This is a genomic window from Achromobacter sp. ES-001, from assembly GCF_019448355.1.
In the GTDB taxonomy this organism is placed as follows: domain Bacteria; phylum Pseudomonadota; class Gammaproteobacteria; order Burkholderiales; family Burkholderiaceae_B; genus Achromobacter; species Achromobacter spanius_B.
This window is the reverse complement of sequence record NZ_CP079940.1, coordinates 4,421,359-4,439,459: the sequence shown is the minus strand read 5'-3', so window position 1 is coordinate 4,439,459 and position 18,101 is coordinate 4,421,359. Positions and strand designations below refer to the sequence as shown.

Genomic DNA, 18,101 nt, shown 5'->3' with positions numbered 1-18,101 from the left:
GATTGCCTGAAGGGATAGAACCATGAACCAGACCCTGACCGCCAACAAACCGCTGCGCGTCACGGCGGCGGTGTTGCTGATCGCCGTGCTGGCGGGCGCCGTTGCGTTGATGCGCGGCAAGGATGCGCAAAGCAGCGAGGCGTCGCCCACGGCTGCGGCCGCGGCTCCCGCATCGGCGGCGGCCCCCGCTCCCGCATCCGGCTCGGCGAAGGCCCGAACGCTTGCCGCCACGGCAGCCACCGCCGCGCCATCCGCCAACGCCACCGCCAAGCCGCAAGCAAACTCGCCCCAGCCCCAACCGGCCACGGCCATCGCGACGCTGGGCGCCGTACGCGTGGATCGCGATGAGCTGCTGCGGCAATTGCAGGCCTTACCGCCGCAAGCGCGCCAGCAGTTGCAGGACAACCGGGCGGGGCTCGAGCAATGGCTGCGTGCCCGGCTGGCAGAGAAGGCGCTGATCGAGCAGGCGCGCGCGCAGGGCTGGCAGGATCAGCCGGAAATCCGCCGTGCGGTGCAGGCGGCCGAGGAACGCATCGTGATGCAAAGCTATCTGGAGTCGGTCAGCCGCGCGCCGGACGGCTACCCCACCAACGCCGACCTGCAAGCGGCGTACGAACGCGCCAAGCCGCAGCTGGCCGTGCCCGCGCAGTACCACGTCAGCCAGATCTTCCTGCCCGCGCCGCTGGGCGATGCCGACGCCGTTGCCGCCGCGCGCAAGCAGGCGCAGGACCTGGTCCGCCGCGCGCAGGCGCCCAAGGCCGACTTCGCGGCGCTGGCGCAGGCCAATTCCCGAGACGAGACCACGCGCGCGCAAGGCGGTGACATCGGCTTCGTGCCCCTGGCGCAATTGACGCCTGAAATGCGTCCGGTGGTCCAGCAGATGAAGGCGGGCGATGTGTCGGCGCCGGTGCAGTCGGCGGCCGGCTTTCACATTTTGAAGCTGACGGCGTTGCAACCGGCGGGCGTGACGCCGTTCGACCAGGTCAGCCAGCAACTGCGCGCCGCGCTGCGCAGCCAACGTCAGGAACTGGCCGCGCGGGCCTATATGGAGGGCTTGCTGAATGCCGGAACCGTCAGCATCGATGGCGCGGCACTCAACGCCGCATTCGAGCAAAGCACGGCGGCAACGCCCGGCCCGGCCTCCGTCGCCCGCGCTCCGTAAGCGGCCGGCTGCCGTGGACGATGCGCCGGCAAGCACGGTGATCCACGCGCCGCCCGGCGCTGCGTCAGCAGCTGACCACGGCGTCACGCTGGCGTTGGACTGGCGGCTGACGCAGACCCTGGGCACGACGCGCGCACCTTCTACGTTGCAGGGCGCTGCCCCGCTGTTGCAGGCGTTGCGGCAGACGTTCCCGGACGACTTGGCGCGCTGGTTTCCGCTGGTGCCGTTATGCCCACCGGAGCCCGGCCTGGCATTCGGCCTGGACGTGTCCGACCTGCGGGTGCTGTATCGGGCGCTTCGGGTGGTCTGGTTGGCCGAGCTGGTGTTCGGCGGCCGGGACGAGGGGCAGCGCTGGCTGCGCAGCCCCAAGCGCCGGCTGCTGGGCCGGGTGCCGTTGCTGCTGTGCCAGCACGGGCGCTATGCCGGGTTCATCGAAAGCTGGCTGATCGATATCGACGAAGGCAACGGACCATGATGCTGCTGTGGCGCTTGAGCAATGCCGGCGATCTACAGCCGCGCGCCTGCCCGCCCGGGCGCTGGCATGGCGCGGGCGTGCCGGTCATCGTGCTGGAGGCGAGCCCGGCGGCGGCGGTGCTGGCGCGGCTGGTGTTGGCCGAGGTGACGCACCCCGACGCCTTGCCGCGCGGCTATCAGCTGCTGTCGGTGACCACGCCCGGCCGTTCGGTCAGCGTGGCCGACGCGCCCGCGCCCGGGCAGACGGACCTGCGCGCCACCCGCGCGATAGGCGACGCGTGGGCGGCCAGCGGCCAGTCCTTGCTGCTGCGCGTGCCGGCTACGTCCGGCGGCTTTCAATACCTGCTTAATACCGCGCATCCCGACATGCGGCAGTGCCGCGTCACCGCGTCGTCCGCCTATCCCTATGCGCCGCATCTGGGCGCCATGGCCAAAGCGATACGCGACGGCGCCGATTGGCTGGCCGCCGCCGGCCAGGGCGGAGCGCGGGAGGGATCGGCCGCTGCCGTCGATGGCGCCGCGCGGGACTAGAATGTTGCACAGCCGGCGCTACGCCGCATGCAACTTTGTTCCGTCAGGAGCCCGCCGTATGACCGTCATCTCCGCTGCCCTTACCGCCGGCGCAGCGTTGCCTGCCACCACCGCGCAGGTGGACATTATTTCGATCCAGTCCCAAGTGGTCTATGGCTACGTGGGCAACAACGCGGCCATGCCGATCTTTCGCCGCGCCGGGCTGCGAGCCATCGCGGTGCCGACGGTGCTTCTTAGCAACACGCCGCACTATCCCACGCTGCATGGCGGGGCGGTGCCGCTGGACTGGTTCGCCGGCCTGTTGAAAGGGCTGGACGAACGCGGCGTGACGCGCGTGGCGCGCGCCGTGGTGTGCGGCTACCTGGGGCAGCCGGGGCAGGCGGATCTGCTTGCCGCCTGGCTGCCCGCGCTACGCGCCGCGCGGCCGGACGTGCGCGTGCACATCGACCCGGTCATGGGCGACCGCAACGACGGGCTGTATGTGGATGCGGGCCTGGTCGCGCAATACCGCGACCTGCTGGTGCCCTTGGCCGACGGCATGACGCCGAACCATTTCGAACTGGAAATGTTGGTGGGCCGGGCGTTGTCGACGCTGGACGAGGTGGCGGCGGCGGCGCGCGAGCTGATGGCGCTGGGGCCGACATGGATTGTCGTGACCAGCGCGGCGCCGATGGCGGCGGCGCCCGGGACCTTGCAGCTGGCGGTGGTGACGCAGGACAAGGTCAGCGTCGTGACGCATCCGGAAATCGCCATCCCGCCGTCGGTGCACGGCACCGGCGACGTGTTCATGGCCAGCGTCACCGCCCGGCTGTTGACCGGGCTGGATCTGGTGGACGCGGTGCGCGAGGCGGCCGACGAGGTCACGGCCGCGCTACAGCGCACGCGGGAGCTGGGCTGGGAAGAGCTGGCGGTGGAAGGGTAGGCGGCGGAAGGGTAGGCGGCGGAAGGGTAGGCGATACGCCGACCCCTGGCGCCCAAGCCGAGGCTCAGTCGCCAAGCCGCGGCCGCAGCCGCGAGCCCAGGGCCAAGCCCTGCCGCAGCCACAGCCGCAGCCCGCTACCCAGCAACGCTGCGGCGCAATCCCTTAATACGTCTTGTACGGCAGGAATTTGCCGCTCATCACGATCTGCACGCGGTCGCCCTTGGGGTCGGCTTCGCGCGACAGGTCCATCTTGAAGTCGATGGCGCTCATGATGCCGTCGCCGAATTCTTCGTTGATCAGCGCCTTGAACGTCGTGCCGTAGACGTTGATCAGTTCATAGAAGCGGTAGATCAGCGGGTCGGTGGGCACGGTGCTGGGCAGCGAGCCCTTGTAGGGCACCACTTGCAACTGCACCACGGCGTCGTCGGGCAGGTCCAGGATGCGGGCCGCGGCCAGCGCCTGTTCCTCGGTCAGCGTCATCTGGCCCAGCAGCGCGGCGGTGGTCCATTCCTTGCTTTGGCCGACGGCGTCGGCGATGGCGGTCCAGGACAGCTTCTTTTCCAGCTTGCGGGTAACGACCAGTTCGGTCACTTCAGCGCGGGACATCATGATGGGGTTCACTCCTTATGGGATGCCTTGTCGACCAGGAAGTCGACGAGATGGTTACGGATGTCGTAGTAGCGGGGTTCGTGGTGCAGGCTGGCGCGCGTCCGGTCGCGCGGCAGGTCCACGCTGACGGACTCGGCAATGCGGGCATAGGGGCCCGCGCTCATGAGCAGGATGCGGTCCGACAGCAAGATGGCTTCGTCCACATCGTGCGTGATCATGAATACGGTCTGGCGGGTCTGCTGCACGATGGCGCGCAGCTCGTCCTGGATGGTGCCGCGCGTCAGCGCGTCCAGCGCGCCGAAGGGCTCGTCCAGCAACAGCATCTTGGGCTGGATGGCGAAGGCGCGGGCGATGCCCACGCGCTGCTTCATGCCGCCCGACAATTCGCTGGGCTTCTTGGCGGCCGCATGCGCCAGGCCCACCATGTCCAGGTAACGCATGCTGTGTTCGCGGACCTGATCGCGGCTGTACGCGGGCCAACGCGAGCGCACGCCGAATTCCACGTTTTGCAGCGCCGTCAGCCAGGGCAGCAATGCGTGCGCCTGGAACACCACGCCGCGTTCCAGCGACGGGCCAGAGATCTGGCGGCCGTCCATGATGACGACGCCTTCATTGGTGTCGTCGATGCCGGCCAGCACATTCAGGATGGTGGTTTTGCCACAGCCGGAATGGCCGATGACGCAGACGAACTGGCCCTGTTCGATATCGAAGTCGATGTTCTCGAACACCGGCGCTTGGGGCTGCCCATTGCGTCCGGGATAGCGTTTGCCCAGGCCCTGGACTTGCAGAAATGCATGGGTCATGACGTCATTCCCGATAGCTGACCAGCCGCGCGGCACGCGCCAGCACGGTGTCCAGCAGCATGCCGATCAGGCCGATGAAAAATATCGCGCAGATGATGTTGGCGATGGACAGGTTGTTCCATTCGTTCCAGACGAAGTAGCCGATGCCGGTGCCCCCGATCAGCATTTCGGCGGCCACGATCACCAGCCACGCAATGCCGACCGAGATGCGCATGCCGGTCATGATGGTGGGCGCGGCGGCGGGCAGGATGACTTGCAAGGCGGTGCGCAGGCGCGACACTTCCAGCGTGCGCGCCACGTTCAACCAGTCCTGCCGTACCGCACCCACGCCGAAGGCGGTGTTCACCAGCATCGGCCACAACGAGCAGATGAAGATGACGAAGATGGCGGAGGTGTCGGCGTCCTTGATGGTGTAGAGCGCCAGCGGCATCCAGGCCAGCGGCGAGATCGGTTTGAGCACCTGGATGAAGGGGTCGAACGCGCGGTAAACGGTCTTGGACATGCCGATCAGGAACCCCAGCGGGATGGCCACCAGCGCGGCCAGGCTGAAGCCGGTCAAGACGCGCGCCACCGAATACGCCAGCTGCACGCCGATGCCTTTGTCGTTGGGGCCGCGGTCGTAGAAGGGGTCCTTGATGTGTTGCCACAGCTTTTCTCCGACCTCGGCGGGGCCGGGAAACGGCGTCTTCGACCCGCTGGCCGCGGCGTTGCCGACCAGCGCGGCATAAGCCGGGTCCACCGCCACGCCGCCCGTGTCGGGGCGGGTGGCGGCGTGCCAAAGCAGCAAAAACGCCAGGAACAGCGCGACGGACAGAAACGTTGCCCGCCAATATTGCACAGACCGCATCAGGTTCTCCGGATCTTGAAGCTGGCCAGATAGGCCTCGGGCTGCGCCGGATCAAACGGCTTGCCCATGACGCTGAAGGTCTTGGCCGATTCCGCCGGCGGCGTCAGGCCGGCTTCGCGCATCAGGCGCACGGCGTCGGTGGCCAGAAAGACGTCGGCCGCGACCTTCTGGTAATCGATGTCGCCCTTGACCTGGCCCCAGCGCTTCATCTGCGTCAGGATCCATACGGCAAACGACTGCCATGGCATGGGATCGAAGTCGATGCGGTTGGGGTCGGTGAGCACTTTGCCCAGGCCATCGGCATAGGTGCCGGTCAGCACTTGTTCGACGACGGTGACGGGCTGATTCAGGTAGTTGGGGGCGGCGATGACGGACGCGATCTCTTTGCGATGCGCGGCGTCGCGAGCGTAGGCGGTGGCTTCGATGATGGACTTGAGCAAGGCCTGGTAGGTGTTGGGCATGGCCGTCACGAATTCCTTGCTGGCGGAAAACGCGCAGCAGGGGTGGCCGTCCCAGATGGCTTTGGACAGGGTGTGGATGAAGCCGACGCCGTCGTACACGGCGCGTTGGTTGACGGGGTCGGGCGCAAGAAAGCCGTCGATGTTGTCGGCGCGCAGGTTGGCGACCATCTCGGGGGGCGGCACGGAACGGATCTGCACGTCGGTGTCGGGGTCCAGGCCGTGTTCGGCCAGGTAGTAGCGCAACAGGTAGTTGTGCATGGAAAAGTCGAACGGGACGGCAAACTTGAAGCCCTTCCAGTCTTTGGGGTCGCGCCGGTCTTTGTGTTTCATGGACAGGGTGATGGCCTGGCCGTTGATGTTCTCAACGGCGGGCATGGTCCATGGCACGGCGCGGCTGGCGCCCACGCCCATCGAGATGGCCAGCGGCATGGGCGACAACATGTGGGCGGCGTCGTATTCGCCGGACATGGCTTTGTCGCGAATCAGCGCCCAGCCGGCGGTCTTGACGACTTCTACGTCCAGGCCTTGCTTGGCGTAAAACCCCATGGGGTGCGCCATGATGATGGGCGTGGCGCAGGTGATGGGGATGAAGCCGACTTTCAGTTTCTGCTTTTCCAGCGGGCCGGTGGATTGCGCGAAGGCTTCGCGGGCGGCGGCCAGCGGGAAGATCGACGCAATGGCAGCCATGGCGGTGCTGCTGCCCACGGCGCGCAGGAAGCGGCGGCGCAGGGCGTCTTGCGGGAACAGGGCACGCATGACGGCCTGGTCGACGGCGTTGCTCGTGGTGTCGTCGTGGCTGGCGCGGAGTTGGGCGGCGCCTTGGCGGGCAAGCGCGGCGGCTGCCTCCGTGGCCGATTGCGTGGCGCGTTCGTGGTCGGCCTGCGAGGCGTGGCGGCCGCAGCCGCAGGCAAGGCGGCTGTTGGCGTCGAACGGGTTGCTGAATAGGGACATGGGATGGCTCCGGCCAGAAGGGTTGGAGCCATCATGGGGCCGGGCGCATGGCGCCGGTATCCCGGGTTCGACGATATGCGTGTAGTGCGTGTACTACGCGGTGCGCGGGCGCGCCGCGCTGGTGCGCCGGGGCGCTAAATCGCACCCAGCTGGTGCGTGTTGGCGTAGGCGACCAGCTCGACCAGGGTGCGCACGCCAAGCTTTTCAAAGATGCGGCTGCGGTAGGTGGAAATGGTGTTGACCGACAGCGCCAGCTGTTCGCCGATGGCAGAGACGGATCGCCCGGCGACCAGCAGTTGCAAGACCTGGAATTCGCGGTTGGACAGCTGTTCGTGCGGGGGGCGGGTGCTGTCCTGGCGCACGGTATGGGCAAGCAGTTCGGCCACGGCGGGGGTGACGTAGAGTCTGCCGGCGGCGGCGTTGACCAGGGCGGACAGAAGTTCGTCGGGGTCGCAGCCTTTGTTCAGGTAGGCGTGCGCGCCGGTGCGCAGGGCGCGCACGGCAAACTGGGTTTCGGGGTAGACGGACAGCATGACGACGCCAAGCGCGGGGTAGTCGGCGCGCACGGTTTTCAGGACGTCCAGGCCATCGCGTTCGCCCAGCGCCACGTCCAGCACCATGGCGTCGTAACGGGTCTGGCGCAGCGCGCGCAGGGCCGAGGGGGCATCGGCGGCTTCGTGTACCAGGGCCACGCGCGGGTCTTCTTCCAGGATGCGGGCCAGGCCGCGCCGGATGATGAGGTGGTCGTCGACGATAAGCAGGTTCAGGGCCATGGGAGTGTCAGTTGGGATTGAGCCGCAGGCGGGCGCGCATGCCGGCGCCGGGGGCGCTGTCCAGGGCAAGGTCGCCGCCGATGCCGCGCGCGCGTTCGCGCATGCCCAGGATGCCGAAGGTGTGGCGGGCTTCGGGCAGCTGCATGCCGATGCCGTCGTCTTCAACGGTCAGCAACAGCCCGTCGTCGCTCCAGACGGCGCTGACGCTGACGCTGCGGGCGCAGGCGTGGCGCTGCACGTTGGTCAGCAGTTCCTGGACGATGCGGTAGACGGCGATTTCCGCGTTGCGGTCCAGGCGGCGGCGTTCGGTGTCGGGCGGGCACAGGTAGCGGCATTGCAGGCCGGTGCGGGTCTGGAGGTCTTGCAGCAGGGTTTCCAGGGCGGCCCACAGGCCCAGGTGGTCAAGCACGACGGGGCGCAGGTCGCTGAGGATGCGGCGGGTGGCGCCCATGGCGGTCTGGGTGACCTCAAGCATGCGGTCGACGTGGGATTGCAGGGCGGGGGTGGCGCCAAGCTGGCGGCGCAGCCAGTTCAGGTCCAGTTGCAGGGCGGTGAATGAGGCGCCCAGATCGTCATGGATGTTGCGGGCAATGTGGGCGCGTTCTTCTTCGCGCAGGGTGGACAGGTGGGATGACAGGCGGCGCAGCGAATCGTGGGCATTGCTGAGTTCGGCGGTGCGTTCGCCCACGCGGCGTTCAAGCAGGGCCTGGGTGCTATGCAGTTCCCGTTCGATGCGTTTGCGGTCGGTGATGTCTGAAAACGTGACCACGGCCCCGACCACTTCGCCATCGTTGCGGATGGGGTACGAGGCGTATTGGGCGTCAAAGCAGGAGCCGTCGCGGCGCCAGAGCACTTCGTCGTCCACGCGCACGCCACGGCCTTCACGAAAGGCCTGGAAGATGCGGCAGTCATGCACGGGCATCAGGGCGCGGTCGGCGTGGGAGTGGTGGATCAGGTAGTGCATGTTGCGGCCTACGACTTCGTCCGGGGTATAGCCCAGCAAGGTGGCGCCCGCGCCATTGATGAAGATGCAACGGCCACGCAGATCAATCCCGTAGATGCCTTCGCCGGCGGATTCCAGCAGCATTTCCAACTGACGACGCCAGGCGGCGTGGTGGGATAGATGGTTCAGGTCGGCAAACATGATGGGGTTGTTGCGGGGCGAGGGCGGATTTTTTGGGGAAGTTTACGGGAGGCTTGGCGCGGGAGAGGGGAGGGAATGCCCTTGGTGCGTGAGGGATTGGGGCACTAGAGGTCGGGTTCTTGAGGCGCTTGGTGTGAGGGGCGTTGGGCGATCGGGGGGCGGTTCTTGAGATGATCAAGGCGGGGTTCTTCAGACGCCCGGGGCGGCGGCGTCCTGGCGGCGCGGGTCAACGATTGCGGTCCGGAGCCTTCGCTCCGGACTGCCCCGTCGTCATCCTCGTTGCCGCCTGCGGCGGCTGCCTTCGGATTCCCTCGGGCTTATCGACTCCCCGCGCCACCAGGCCGCCACCACCCCGAGCTGCGCCGCGCAAACTTGTCGGTCGCTGGGGCGGGTGGTGTGCTTGGCATGCTTCTGTGAGGCCGGGTGGGGGAGTGGAAGAGTGTGCAGGGCCGCCAAAGCCGGCCGCGCGGGCGGCCTCTTTTGGCATGTGGTTCGGTGGCATTTTGCGGGCGTGATTCGACGGACCTAGCCTCGGCACCTGACGCGACGGTACTTTGTAGGATGGGCGAAGCGCGGCACGCCCGGCACTGCGGGGAAACCCGATATAAAAGTTTGCATGGCGTCCATGATCCAGGGTTATGCCTCGGCCGTCCGCCAACACCGTCCGCGTGCTGAATCTTCAATCTAATCAGCGCTTTGGCCACAATCCCAGCCCTGGCCACCGCCCGCCGCAACCCAACTGCTCACGGTATCGCAAAGTCGCGAAGGCATGCATGCTTCTTTCCTACGGTCGCGCGCGCCATTCACCGCCGCCATCTGCCACCCCCCCCGGCACTCGAACCCCATTCGAAACGAACCCCTGGAGATTGACATCGTGAGTAACGCATCCCCCGCCCGCAAAATGGGCCTGGCAGTCGCCCAGATGGGCGCCGTGAACCTTGCCGACACCCGCGCGGTGGTTGTGCGCCGCCTGGTCGAGATGATGCGCGAGGCCGCTGGTCGCAAGGCGGAATTTGTCGTGTTTCCGGAACTCGCCCTGACGACCTTCTTTCCGCGCTACTGGATGGAAGACGCCGAAGCCGTGGACCGCTTCTTTGAAAAGTCCATGCCCAATGCCGATGTGCAGCCGCTGTTCGACACCGCGCGCGAGCTGGGCATCGGGTTTTACCTGGGCTATGCGGAAGTGACGCCGGAAGGCCGCCAGTTCAACACGGCCATCTTGGTTGACCGTACGGCCAAGATCATCGGCAAGTACCGCAAGATCCATCTGCCGGGGCATTCCGACCACAAGGTTGATGCACCGTTCCAGCATCTGGAAAAGAAGTTCTTTGAAGTCGGCGACCTGGGCTTTGGCGTGTGGGAGACCAACGACGTCAAGATCGGCATGTGCCTGTGCAATGACCGCCGCTGGCCCGAGACGTACCGCGTGATGTCGCTGCAAAGCGCCGAGCTGATTGTGCTGGGCTACAACACGCCGTCGCTGAACATCCATTGGAACGAACCGGCGCACTGGCGCACTACCACGCACGAGATCGTGTTGCAGGCCAGCGCCTATCAGAACGCGGTGTGGGTCGGCGCTGCCGGCAAGTGCGGCCATGAAGACGGCCACCACATGATTGGCAGTTCGATGATCGTGGCGCCGTCCGGCGAGATCGTGGCGCGTTCCAGCGGCGAGGAAGACGAGGTGATTACCGCGAAGATCGATCTGGCCATGGGCCAGACCTTCCGCGAACACGTCTTCAATTTCGCTAAACATCGCAGCCCGCAGCACTACAAGCTGATCACCGAACGCACAGGCGCGGGTGATCCGCTACCCGTGCCGGACGTGGCCTAAGCCCAGTTGAAAATTGCCTGCGTTATCGCAGGCAATTTTTTTGGAGACCAGGGATAGCTGCGCCAGGGAATGCCTTCAATGGAGGGCTGGGGCTCATCCAGGAATGCCAGTGGCAATGGATGGTGAAGGTTCAACCCGGAGTGGAGGCAGGTGCACCAAAAGCTCCCCGCGTGAGTGCGGGATCTCGACAATCCAGCCCTCGATCATCACACCCGAGGACCGCGCTGCTAGACTGCCTTCGGCCCTTTGATTCGTTGACCCTCTTCAGGCACTGATCCCATGCGCTTTATCGACACCGAACAGACTCGCGGCGCCCTGTCATTCGACGCCGTCATCCCCGCCCTGCGGGAAGCCTTCCGCCAGGGCGCCACCGTGCCCGCGCGCCACGTGCACGCCATCCGGTCGGGCGATGCCCAGGGCACCACGCTGATCATGCCGGCCTGGAGCGACCGGGGTTATTTCGGCGTGAAGATCATCAACATCTTTCCCGAGAATACGCACCAGGGCCTGCCCGGCCTGCACGCCACGTACAACCTGTACAGCGCCACGACCGGCGTGCCGATTGCGCAGGTGGATGGCGACATCGTTACGGTCTACCGTACGGCGGGCGCGGCTGCGCTGGGTGCCGACTATCTGGCGCGCAAGGATGCGCGCACGATGCTGATCGTGGGCTCGGGCCGCATCGCCGGCCTGCTCGCGCAAGCGATGCGTACGGTGCGCCCGATTCAGCGTGTGTTGGTGTGGAATGTGCGCCAGGCCGGCGCCGATGCGCTGGCCGAAACGCTGCGCGTACAGGGTTTTGACGCCCAGGCCACGTCCGACCTGGAATCCGCCGTGCGCGAGGCCGACATCATCAGTTGCGCCACCCTGTCTACCGTGCCGCTGATCCAGGGCGCCTGGTTGCGCCCGGGCGCGCACCTGGACCTGATCGGCAGTTTCACGCCCCAGATGCGCGAGACGGATACGGCTTGTTTTGATGGGACGTCGGTGTACGTCGATACCGACGAGGCCCCCACCAAATCCGGCGACCTGCTGTCGGCATTCGAGGCCGGCGTGCTGACCCGCGAGGCGATCCAGGGCGACCTGCACCAGCTGACGACCGGCGCCCGCCAGGGCCGGCGCAACGATCAGGAAATCACGGTGTTCAAGGCCGTGGGCAGCGCGCTTGAGGACCTGACGCTGGCGACGCTGGTGTATGAATCAACGAACGCGGGGTGATTGCGAGGTGATTGCGAGGTGATTGCGGGCTGTCGCCCGCGATGCCCGCGCATTACGGCACCAGCGACAAGCCCACCCGGAACTGCGATTCGTTGCGCTGGTTGTAGCCCAGCAGCGTTTCGCCGTACCCGTTGAAATACTGCAAGTGCAGATACCCGTTCATATTCAACCACGTGCGTTGCAGCGGCCACGCGAAATCCAGCTGAGTCGTGCGGCGCTTCTGGTCGCCTTGGCGGTACATGGCGGAGACCACCGCGCCGTTGTCTTGCGCCCAACGCAGCTGCCAGTCGACGTGGCCGGCGTAGTCGGCGTAGTCGCGGTTTTCGTCGGCCACGCCGAAGTAGGCCTTGACCTTGGGGGCGAAGGTCAGCGTGCTGCCGCCATCAAAGCGATAGTGAAAGCGCGGTTCGATGTAGCCGTCGTTGACCGAACGCGAGTCGTCGCCGTCCTTGCCGTTCGAGCTGTGCTCGACCCCGGTGTTCATGCCGAAGCGCCAGTTCTGGTTGGCGGACTGCCAGATGTTGTCCGACAGCCAGAAGGCGCTGGGATTGAACGTGGTGTCGATGAAGGGCATCGAATCGCTTTGCAAATCCCACAGCGAGGTCTGGGTGTAGGCCAGGTAGAAGTTCTGGCCCCAGGTGGCCGGTTGGTCGCCGGCAGGGCTGAACAGGCGGTACTTGGCGCTGATCTGGAAGCGGGCGGTGGTTTGGCCGCGCGTGCCGATGTCGAAGTAGACGGGCTTGTATTCCGAGATGGAACTGCGGAAGCGGTCGAACGCCGTTTGCGGCTGCACGCTGGGCATGACGGCGGCGTCGGGCGCCGGGCCGCCTTCGGGCGAGGCACCGACGGCGGTCACGGCGGCAACCGGTACGGGTTCGCCGCTGCGCGCGTCAACGACGGGGCCTTGGGCGGGGCGGCTGGCGACGGTGCCGGCGTCGCGGCCGGTCGCGTCCAGCGCCATCATGGAAGGTTGGCCTTCAATGGAGACTGCTTGCAGGCCGTGGGCGGTGCTGGGCACGACGGCGGTCCACGCCATGCGCGCAAAGTTGTTGACGGGCACGCTGTAGCTGGCGCGGTCGCCGGCCAGTTTGGCCAGGCTGCGGACAATCTGGCCGTCTTGGCTGCGCCATTGCAGAACCAGTTCCGGCGGGGCTTCCCAGTTGGCGCGCGCGCTGCCTTCGTTGAAGAACACAGCTTCGATGGTGACGGTTTCGCCGGGCGCGGCCGAGGGGCGGTCCAGGCGGTACGACACGCCCGCGGCGGCAGAGCCGGCGGCGCCAAGGGCGACGGCGGCGGTCAGGGCGCGCAGGGCGAAACGGCGGTGAGCAAGACGGCGTAAGGGCATGGTTGCGTGTGTTGTTCTTGTGACGAGGCAATGTAGCATCGCGCGCCGCAACTGTTTGTAAGGCAGGCTTATCGGATGTAGGAGGTGTAATAAACAGGCGTTACGCGGCGTGTCGCGGGCAGACATGGCCCATGCAATAAGGCCCCGCGCGTTGCGGACAACGCGCGGGGCCTTGTGCATCAAATCACGCGGGCGGGTTTATTCGCCGAACTTGATGCCTTGCGCCAGCGGCAGGTTGCGCGAGTAGTTGATGGTGTTGGTGGCGCGGCGCATGTAGTTGCGCCAGGCGTCGGAACCGGATTCGCGGCCGCCGCCCGTTTCTTTTTCACCACCGAAGGCGCCGCCGATTTCCGCGCCGGACGTGCCGATGTTGACGTTGGCAATGCCGCAGTCGGAACCGGAGGCCGACAGGAAGGTTTCAGCTTCGCGCAGGTCGTTGGTGAAGATGGCGGACGACAGGCCCTGGGGCACGCCGTTTTGCAGGGCAAGCGCGTCGGAAAATTCCTTGTAGCGCATCACGTACAGGATGGGCGCGAAGGTCTCGTGGCAGACGACGTCGGTCTGGCCGGGCATTTCGGCGATGGCGGGGCGCACGTACCAGGCGTTGGGATAGTCCTTTTCCAGCACGCGTTCGCCGCCGGTGACCTTGCCGCCTTGTTCACGCGCAGCGCGCAGGGCATCTTGCATGGCGTCGAACGAGCCGCGGTCGATCAGCGGGCCGACCAGGTTGCCAGCGTCCAGCGGGTTGCCGATGGTGGCGCTGGCGTAGGCTTTGTGCAGGCGTTGGACCAGGGCGTCGGCCACGCTTTCGTGCACGATCAGGCGGCGGGTGGTGGTGCAGCGCTGGCCGGCGGTGCCGATGGCGCCAAAGACGATGCCGCGCGCGGCCATGTCCAGGTCGGCAGTGGGGCCGACGATGATGGCGTTGTTGCCGCCCAGTTCCAGCAGCACGCGGCCGAAGCGTTGGGCAACGCGCGGGCCGACCTGGCGGCCCATGCGGGTCGAGCCGGTGGCGGACACCAGCGCGACGGCGTGCGAATCGACCAGCGCTTCGCCAACTTCGCGGCCACCGATCAGCACTTCGGACAAGCCGGCGGGGGCGTCGCCAAAACGTTGCATGGCTTGCGCGAACAGGGCTTGGCAGGCCAGGGCGGTCAAGGGCGTTTTTTCAGACGGCTTCCAGACCACGGCGTTGCCGCAGACGATGGCCAGCGCGGCGTTCCACGACCAGACGGCAACGGGGAAGTTGAAGGCGCTGATGACGCCGATGACGCCCAGCGGGTGCCAGGTTTCCATCATGCGGTGGCCGGGGCGTTCGGACGCGATGGTCAAGCCGTACAACTGGCGCGACAGGCCGACGGCGAAGTCGCAGATGTCGATCATTTCCTGCACTTCGCCTTCGCCTTCGGCCAGGATCTTGCCGGCCTCCAGGCTGACCAGGCGGCCCAGTGCGGTTTTGTTCTGGCGCAGCGTTTCACCCAGCAGGCGGATCAGTTCGCCGCGGCGGGGCGCGGGCACGTCGCGCCAGGCCAGGCTGGCCTGGCGTGCGCGCGTGATGGCGGAATGGGCCTGGGCCACCGTGTGTTCGTGCACCCGGGCCAGCTCAGCGCCGTCGATCGGGCTGCGCGCGGTCAGGGTGCCGCCGGTAAGGGCGTCGGCGGAAAGGCCGAGCGCTTGCAGGATGGTTTGAGGGGTGTCCATGCCGGTTCCTTGGAGTGCCAGCGAAATCAATGCTTCGCTAAGTGGTTATGCGGGTTATGCGGGAAATGCGGGGTTATGCGGGTTATGCCTAAGTGGCGATTCGGGAAAAAAATTTACTATACGAAACTCCAGCGTGAATTGCGAAACTTTTTTTCTAAACCGGCTTTAGCGTCGTTTGCCCGTTGGCGGTGGGCGCGGGCAATAGAAAAACCCCTCTTCGAGGTGCATCAGTGGCAGACGCTTTACTTGATGTCCAGGCAGTCACCAAGACGTTCCAACGCGACGGGCAGCCCCCGCATCTGGCGCTGGATCACGTGGACTGCCAGTTGAATCGAGGCGAGGTCATGGTGGTCGTCGGGCCGTCCGGGTCCGGTAAAAGCACCTTGCTGCGCACGCTGAATGGTCTGGAAAGTATCGATAGCGGCACGATCCGCGTGGACGGCGTGTCGCTGACCGACCCGGCTACCGACGTGAACCACTGGCGCACCGAAGTGGGCATGGTGTTTCAGCACTTCAACCTGTTCCAACACCGTACTGCGCTGGACAACGTTGCGCTACCCCAGCGCGTGGTGCGTGGCCGCAGCCGCGCCGACGCGGAAAAGTATGCGCTTGATCTGCTGGGCCGCGTCGGCATGGCCGACTACGGCCAGCGCTATCCCAGCCAGTTGTCCGGCGGCCAGCAGCAGCGCGTGGCGATTGCGCGCGCCTTGGCCATGGACCCCAAGCTGATGCTGTTCGACGAGGCCACCTCGGCGCTGGACCCCGAAACGGTGGGCGGCATTCTTGAATTGATGCGGCAACTGGCGCGCGACGGCATGACGATGGCGGTGGTGACCCATGAAATGGGTTTCGCGCGCGACGTCGGTGACCGCGCGCTGTTCATGGACGCGGGCCGCATCGTGGAAACGGGTACGCCCGACGAGGTGTTCTGCCATCCCAAGGAGCCGCGCACGCGCGCCTTCCTGGACAAGATCCTGTAGTCCAAGCACAGGCCGGTCCGGCAAATCCGGGCGCTGCCGGCCATGCGGCAACACAACGCTTTGCCCGGAATGACAAGGTTTCATCCACTTCTAGGGGACATTCAAATGTTGAAAATCAAACAATGGCTGGGCATGGCCGGCGTCGCGTTCGCGGCGGCCACCGTGGCGCTGCCGGCGCAGGCCGACGAGCTGGGCGACATCATCAAGCGCGGCGAATTGCGCGTGGCGGTGCAGACGTCCGGGCCCCTGATGAGCTTCATGGACAAGTCGGGCAACCGCACTGGCCTGGCCGTGGAAGTGGCCAAGCGCATGGCCGACGACCTGGGCGTCAAGCTTGTACTGCAAGACTACGAATGGAAGGGCTTGCTGCCCGCGCTGCTGTCGGGCAAGGCCGACATGGTGGCGGCCGACATGACGCCCACGCCTCAGCGCGCCGCGCAGGTGCTGTTTTCGGCGCCGATGTTCTACGCCGAAACGGTTGCCGTCGTGCCCAAGGACTCGCCCTACAAGTCGTACGAAGAACTGGACAAGGCGGGCGTGAACGTCGGCGTGCTGGGCGCCAGCACGTACGCCGAAGTGGGCAAGAAGATGTTGCCCAAGGCCACCATGAAAGAGTTCTCGGGCGGCAGCGCGCCGGTCGGTCAGGCCTTGTCCAGCGGTCGTCTGGACGCCGGCATTATGTCCATGTCCACCGCCAACCAGTTCCTGGTGGACTTCGGCAACCTGCGCGTGCTGGACGGCGTGATGGTGCGCGAACCGCTGGCCTTCGCCGTCGGCCCCAACGCCTTTCGCCTGAAGTTCTGGCTGGATAACTGGCAAACGCTGAAGACCGCTGACAACACGCTGCCCGATCAGGTGAAGTACTGGTATTCCACCGACTGGAAGAAGGACCACTGATCACCGATCACTGATCGATAGCGCGGCACAACAGGGGAGGCCGAAGCGCCCATGGACTGGTTGACTGACTATTACAACTGGCGCATCGTCAGCCAGTACACGGGCGAATTCGCCAGGGGCCTGGGCAACACGCTGATCGCGGCGGGCGCCAGCCTGGTGCTGTCGGTGTTGGCCGGCGTGCCGCTGGCCTTGCTGCACATGTCGCGCCGCGCCGCCGTGTGGCGGCCGGTAGCCGCCTACGTGCAGTTCATCCGGTCCACTCCCTTGCTGGTGCAGATCTACCTGGTCTATTACGCGGTGCCCATGCTGATACCGGGCGCCGGGCGCTGGAGCGAAATGATCCTGGGCATCCTGGCCATGACGCTGCATCACGCCGCCTACATGAGCGAGATCATCCGCGTGGGCATCGAGTCCGTGCCGCGTGGCCAGGTCGAAGGCGCCAAGGCGTGCGGCATGAATTATCAACAGCGGCTGCGCTACGTCGTGCTGCCGCAAGCCTTTGCCAATACGCTGCCGCCCTTGCTGGGGCAGACCGCCGTTCTTATCAAGGACACGTCGTTGCTGTCGCTGATCACGGTGTTTGAACTGGTGGCCGCGGGCGTGCAGATGAACAGTGACCGCATCGTGCCCAGCGAAAGCTTCCTGACGATTGCCGCCGGCTATCTGCTGATCTACGGCGTGATGCTGTTGTTGTCGCGAGGCGTCAGCCTGTGGTTGGCCGGCCCGGCCTGGAACGCGAGGTAAGCATGCTGGATTCCTATCTGTCCACCGCCGGCGTCGTGCTGCCCTTCCTGCTCAAGGGCTTCTGGGAGACGCTGAAGATATCCTTTGTGGCCATCATCGCCGGGTCATTGCTGGGCTTTGTGATTGGTGTTATCCGAAGCTATCACATACGTGTTATCCATCAGCTGCTTGGGCTGTACATCCACGTTCTGCGCGGCACGCCGTTCCTGGTGCAGCTCTACATCTTCTACTTCGTGCTGCCCAGCTCCGGCATCGAGCTGCTGCATTGGGATTCCGGCACCGCCGCTTTCGTGTCGCTGTCGGTGTATACGTCCTGCTATGTTGCCGAAATCGTCATGGGCGCCATCCAGTCCGTGCCGCGCGGCCAGACCGAAGGCGCGATGACGCTGGGCCTGCGGCCCCTGCAAATCCTGCGGCTGGTGGTGTTGCCCCAGGCCATGCGCCTGATCGTGCAACCGATGAGCGGCGTCTACGTCATGCTGATCAAAAGCACCGCCATCCTGTCGGTGGTCGGCATCACCGAACTGACGCGCCAGGGCGAGGTCTTCATCATCACCTTTCCAGCCAAATCGCTATTCATCTACGGCCTGATCGCCGCCATCTACTTCATCTACTGCTACCCGTTGCTGCGCCTGGCCAACTGGCTGGAAAAGCGCCTGACGGGCGGCCTGCAAGGCGCAAGCCTGCACTGACACGGACCCCACC

General features: G+C 65.9%; 18 protein-coding genes. 10 read left to right on the top strand and 8 right to left on the bottom strand.

Annotated features, from left to right (window positions below):
* Positions 1-22: 22 nt before the first annotated feature.
* The 4 genes from KYT87_RS20000 to pdxK are packed head-to-tail and all read left to right on the top strand — an operon-like array spanning position 23 to position 3,089.
* Positions 23-1,162, top strand: a complete 1,140-nt coding sequence (locus KYT87_RS20000; protein ID WP_219990674.1) for a peptidylprolyl isomerase — start codon at positions 23-25, stop codon at positions 1,160-1,162.
* Between the two features lie 13 nt (positions 1,163-1,175).
* Positions 1,176-1,637, top strand: a complete 462-nt coding sequence (locus tag KYT87_RS19995) for an MbcA/ParS/Xre antitoxin family protein (protein ID WP_255593344.1) — start codon at positions 1,176-1,178, stop codon at positions 1,635-1,637.
* The gene (locus tag KYT87_RS19990) at positions 1,634-2,167 is read left to right on the top strand and encodes an RES family NAD+ phosphorylase (RefSeq protein WP_219990672.1); all 534 of its coding nucleotides are present in this window, start codon (positions 1,634-1,636) and stop codon (positions 2,165-2,167) included. The genes KYT87_RS19995 and KYT87_RS19990 overlap by 4 nt, the downstream gene beginning before the upstream one ends.
* A gap of 58 nt (positions 2,168-2,225) precedes the next feature.
* Positions 2,226-3,089: a pyridoxine/pyridoxal/pyridoxamine kinase gene (gene pdxK, locus KYT87_RS19985; RefSeq protein ID WP_046804851.1), complete on the top strand. Its 864-nt coding sequence runs from the start codon at positions 2,226-2,228 to the stop codon at positions 3,087-3,089.
* A gap of 162 nt (positions 3,090-3,251) precedes the next feature.
* On the opposite strand, the gene cynS is transcribed toward pdxK, so the two are convergent.
* The 6 genes from cynS to KYT87_RS19955 form a co-directional block, all read right to left on the bottom strand.
* Complete coding sequence (gene cynS / locus KYT87_RS19980; RefSeq protein WP_046804914.1) at positions 3,252-3,695, bottom strand: cyanase; 444 nt, start codon at positions 3,693-3,695, stop codon at positions 3,252-3,254.
* Positions 3,696-3,706: 11 nt separating this feature from the next.
* On the bottom strand, positions 3,707-4,501 hold the full coding sequence (locus KYT87_RS19975) for an ABC transporter ATP-binding protein (RefSeq protein ID WP_046804852.1): 795 nt from the start codon (positions 4,499-4,501) through the stop codon (positions 3,707-3,709).
* Positions 4,502-4,505: 4 nt separating this feature from the next.
* Positions 4,506-5,348, bottom strand: coding sequence for a nitrate ABC transporter permease (gene ntrB, locus KYT87_RS19970; RefSeq protein ID WP_104144089.1), 843 nt, complete (start codon positions 5,346-5,348; stop codon positions 4,506-4,508).
* Positions 5,348-6,760 (bottom strand): CmpA/NrtA family ABC transporter substrate-binding protein, encoded by a 1,413-nt coding sequence (locus tag KYT87_RS19965; RefSeq protein WP_219990671.1) that lies wholly within the window; start codon positions 6,758-6,760, stop codon positions 5,348-5,350. Before KYT87_RS19965 ends, ntrB begins: the two co-directional genes overlap by 1 nt.
* A gap of 134 nt (positions 6,761-6,894) precedes the next feature.
* Complete coding sequence (locus KYT87_RS19960; RefSeq protein ID WP_219990670.1) at positions 6,895-7,533, bottom strand: response regulator transcription factor; 639 nt, start codon at positions 7,531-7,533, stop codon at positions 6,895-6,897.
* 7 nt (positions 7,534-7,540) lie between these two features.
* The gene (locus KYT87_RS19955; protein WP_219990669.1) at positions 7,541-8,677 is read right to left on the bottom strand and encodes a PAS domain-containing sensor histidine kinase; all 1,137 of its coding nucleotides are present in this window, start codon (positions 8,675-8,677) and stop codon (positions 7,541-7,543) included.
* A 901-nt stretch (positions 8,678-9,578) separates the two neighbouring features.
* On the opposite strand from KYT87_RS19955, the gene KYT87_RS19950 reads away from it, so the two are divergent.
* Positions 9,579-10,511, top strand: a complete 933-nt coding sequence (locus KYT87_RS19950; RefSeq protein ID WP_185975378.1) for an N-carbamoyl-D-amino-acid hydrolase — start codon at positions 9,579-9,581, stop codon at positions 10,509-10,511.
* Positions 10,512-10,790: 279 nt separating this feature from the next.
* The gene (locus KYT87_RS19945) at positions 10,791-11,729 is read left to right on the top strand and encodes an ornithine cyclodeaminase family protein (protein ID WP_219990668.1); all 939 of its coding nucleotides are present in this window, start codon (positions 10,791-10,793) and stop codon (positions 11,727-11,729) included.
* Positions 11,730-11,781: 52 nt separating this feature from the next.
* On the opposite strand, the gene KYT87_RS19940 is transcribed toward KYT87_RS19945, so the two are convergent.
* Both KYT87_RS19940 and KYT87_RS19935 read right to left on the bottom strand, forming a co-directional pair.
* Positions 11,782-13,074, bottom strand: coding sequence for a phospholipase A (locus tag KYT87_RS19940; RefSeq protein ID WP_104144076.1), 1,293 nt, complete (start codon positions 13,072-13,074; stop codon positions 11,782-11,784).
* Between the two features lie 198 nt (positions 13,075-13,272).
* Positions 13,273-14,775 carry an aldehyde dehydrogenase family protein gene (locus tag KYT87_RS19935; protein ID WP_046804859.1) on the bottom strand — a complete coding sequence of 501 codons (1,503 nt, stop codon included), beginning with the start codon at positions 14,773-14,775 and terminating at the stop codon, positions 13,273-13,275.
* Positions 14,776-15,005: 230 nt separating this feature from the next.
* On the opposite strand from KYT87_RS19935, the gene KYT87_RS19930 reads away from it, so the two are divergent.
* The 4 genes from KYT87_RS19930 to KYT87_RS19915 all read left to right on the top strand — a co-directional run bounded on the left by KYT87_RS19930 (position 15,006) and on the right by KYT87_RS19915 (position 18,088).
* Positions 15,006-15,755, top strand: coding sequence for an amino acid ABC transporter ATP-binding protein (locus KYT87_RS19930; RefSeq protein ID WP_104144074.1), 750 nt, complete (start codon positions 15,006-15,008; stop codon positions 15,753-15,755).
* A gap of 105 nt (positions 15,756-15,860) precedes the next feature.
* The gene (locus KYT87_RS19925; RefSeq protein WP_120156470.1) at positions 15,861-16,652 is read left to right on the top strand and encodes an ABC transporter substrate-binding protein; all 792 of its coding nucleotides are present in this window, start codon (positions 15,861-15,863) and stop codon (positions 16,650-16,652) included.
* Between the two features lie 51 nt (positions 16,653-16,703).
* Entirely contained in the window at positions 16,704-17,396 is a 693-nt protein-coding gene (locus tag KYT87_RS19920; protein WP_046804862.1) for an amino acid ABC transporter permease, read from the top strand.
* 2 nt (positions 17,397-17,398) lie between these two features.
* The gene (locus KYT87_RS19915; RefSeq protein WP_046804863.1) at positions 17,399-18,088 is read left to right on the top strand and encodes an amino acid ABC transporter permease; all 690 of its coding nucleotides are present in this window, start codon (positions 17,399-17,401) and stop codon (positions 18,086-18,088) included.
* Positions 18,089-18,101: the final 13 nt, after the last annotated feature.

Bases quoted from the DNA above. Each gene is read 5' to 3' on its own strand.
- KYT87_RS19950 (WP_185975378.1), top strand. From the start codon at position 9,579: ATGGGCCTGGCAGTCGCCCAGATGGGCGCCGTGAACCTTGCCGACACC.
- pdxK (WP_046804851.1), top strand. From the start codon at position 2,226: ATGACCGTCATCTCCGCTGCCCTTACCGCCGGCGCAGCGTTGCCTGCC.
- KYT87_RS19920 (WP_046804862.1), top strand. From the start codon at position 16,704: ATGGACTGGTTGACTGACTATTACAACTGGCGCATCGTCAGCCAGTAC.
- KYT87_RS19940 (WP_104144076.1), bottom strand. From the start codon at position 13,074: ATGCCCTTACGCCGTCTTGCTCACCGCCGTTTCGCCCTGCGCGCCCTG.
- KYT87_RS19935 (WP_046804859.1), bottom strand. From the start codon at position 14,775: ATGGACACCCCTCAAACCATCCTGCAAGCGCTCGGCCTTTCCGCCGAC.
- cynS (WP_046804914.1), bottom strand. From the start codon at position 3,695: ATGTCCCGCGCTGAAGTGACCGAACTGGTCGTTACCCGCAAGCTGGAA.
- KYT87_RS19990 (WP_219990672.1), top strand. From the start codon at position 1,634: ATGATGCTGCTGTGGCGCTTGAGCAATGCCGGCGATCTACAGCCGCGC.
- KYT87_RS19925 (WP_120156470.1), top strand. From the start codon at position 15,861: ATGTTGAAAATCAAACAATGGCTGGGCATGGCCGGCGTCGCGTTCGCG.
- ntrB (WP_104144089.1), bottom strand. From the start codon at position 5,348: ATGCGGTCTGTGCAATATTGGCGGGCAACGTTTCTGTCCGTCGCGCTG.
- KYT87_RS20000 (WP_219990674.1), top strand. From the start codon at position 23: ATGAACCAGACCCTGACCGCCAACAAACCGCTGCGCGTCACGGCGGCG.
- KYT87_RS19915 (WP_046804863.1), top strand. From the start codon at position 17,399: ATGCTGGATTCCTATCTGTCCACCGCCGGCGTCGTGCTGCCCTTCCTG.
- KYT87_RS19960 (WP_219990670.1), bottom strand. From the start codon at position 7,533: ATGGCCCTGAACCTGCTTATCGTCGACGACCACCTCATCATCCGGCGC.
- KYT87_RS19965 (WP_219990671.1), bottom strand. From the start codon at position 6,760: ATGTCCCTATTCAGCAACCCGTTCGACGCCAACAGCCGCCTTGCCTGC.
- KYT87_RS19945 (WP_219990668.1), top strand. From the start codon at position 10,791: ATGCGCTTTATCGACACCGAACAGACTCGCGGCGCCCTGTCATTCGAC.
- KYT87_RS19955 (WP_219990669.1), bottom strand. From the start codon at position 8,677: ATGTTTGCCGACCTGAACCATCTATCCCACCACGCCGCCTGGCGTCGT.
- KYT87_RS19975 (WP_046804852.1), bottom strand. From the start codon at position 4,501: ATGACCCATGCATTTCTGCAAGTCCAGGGCCTGGGCAAACGCTATCCC.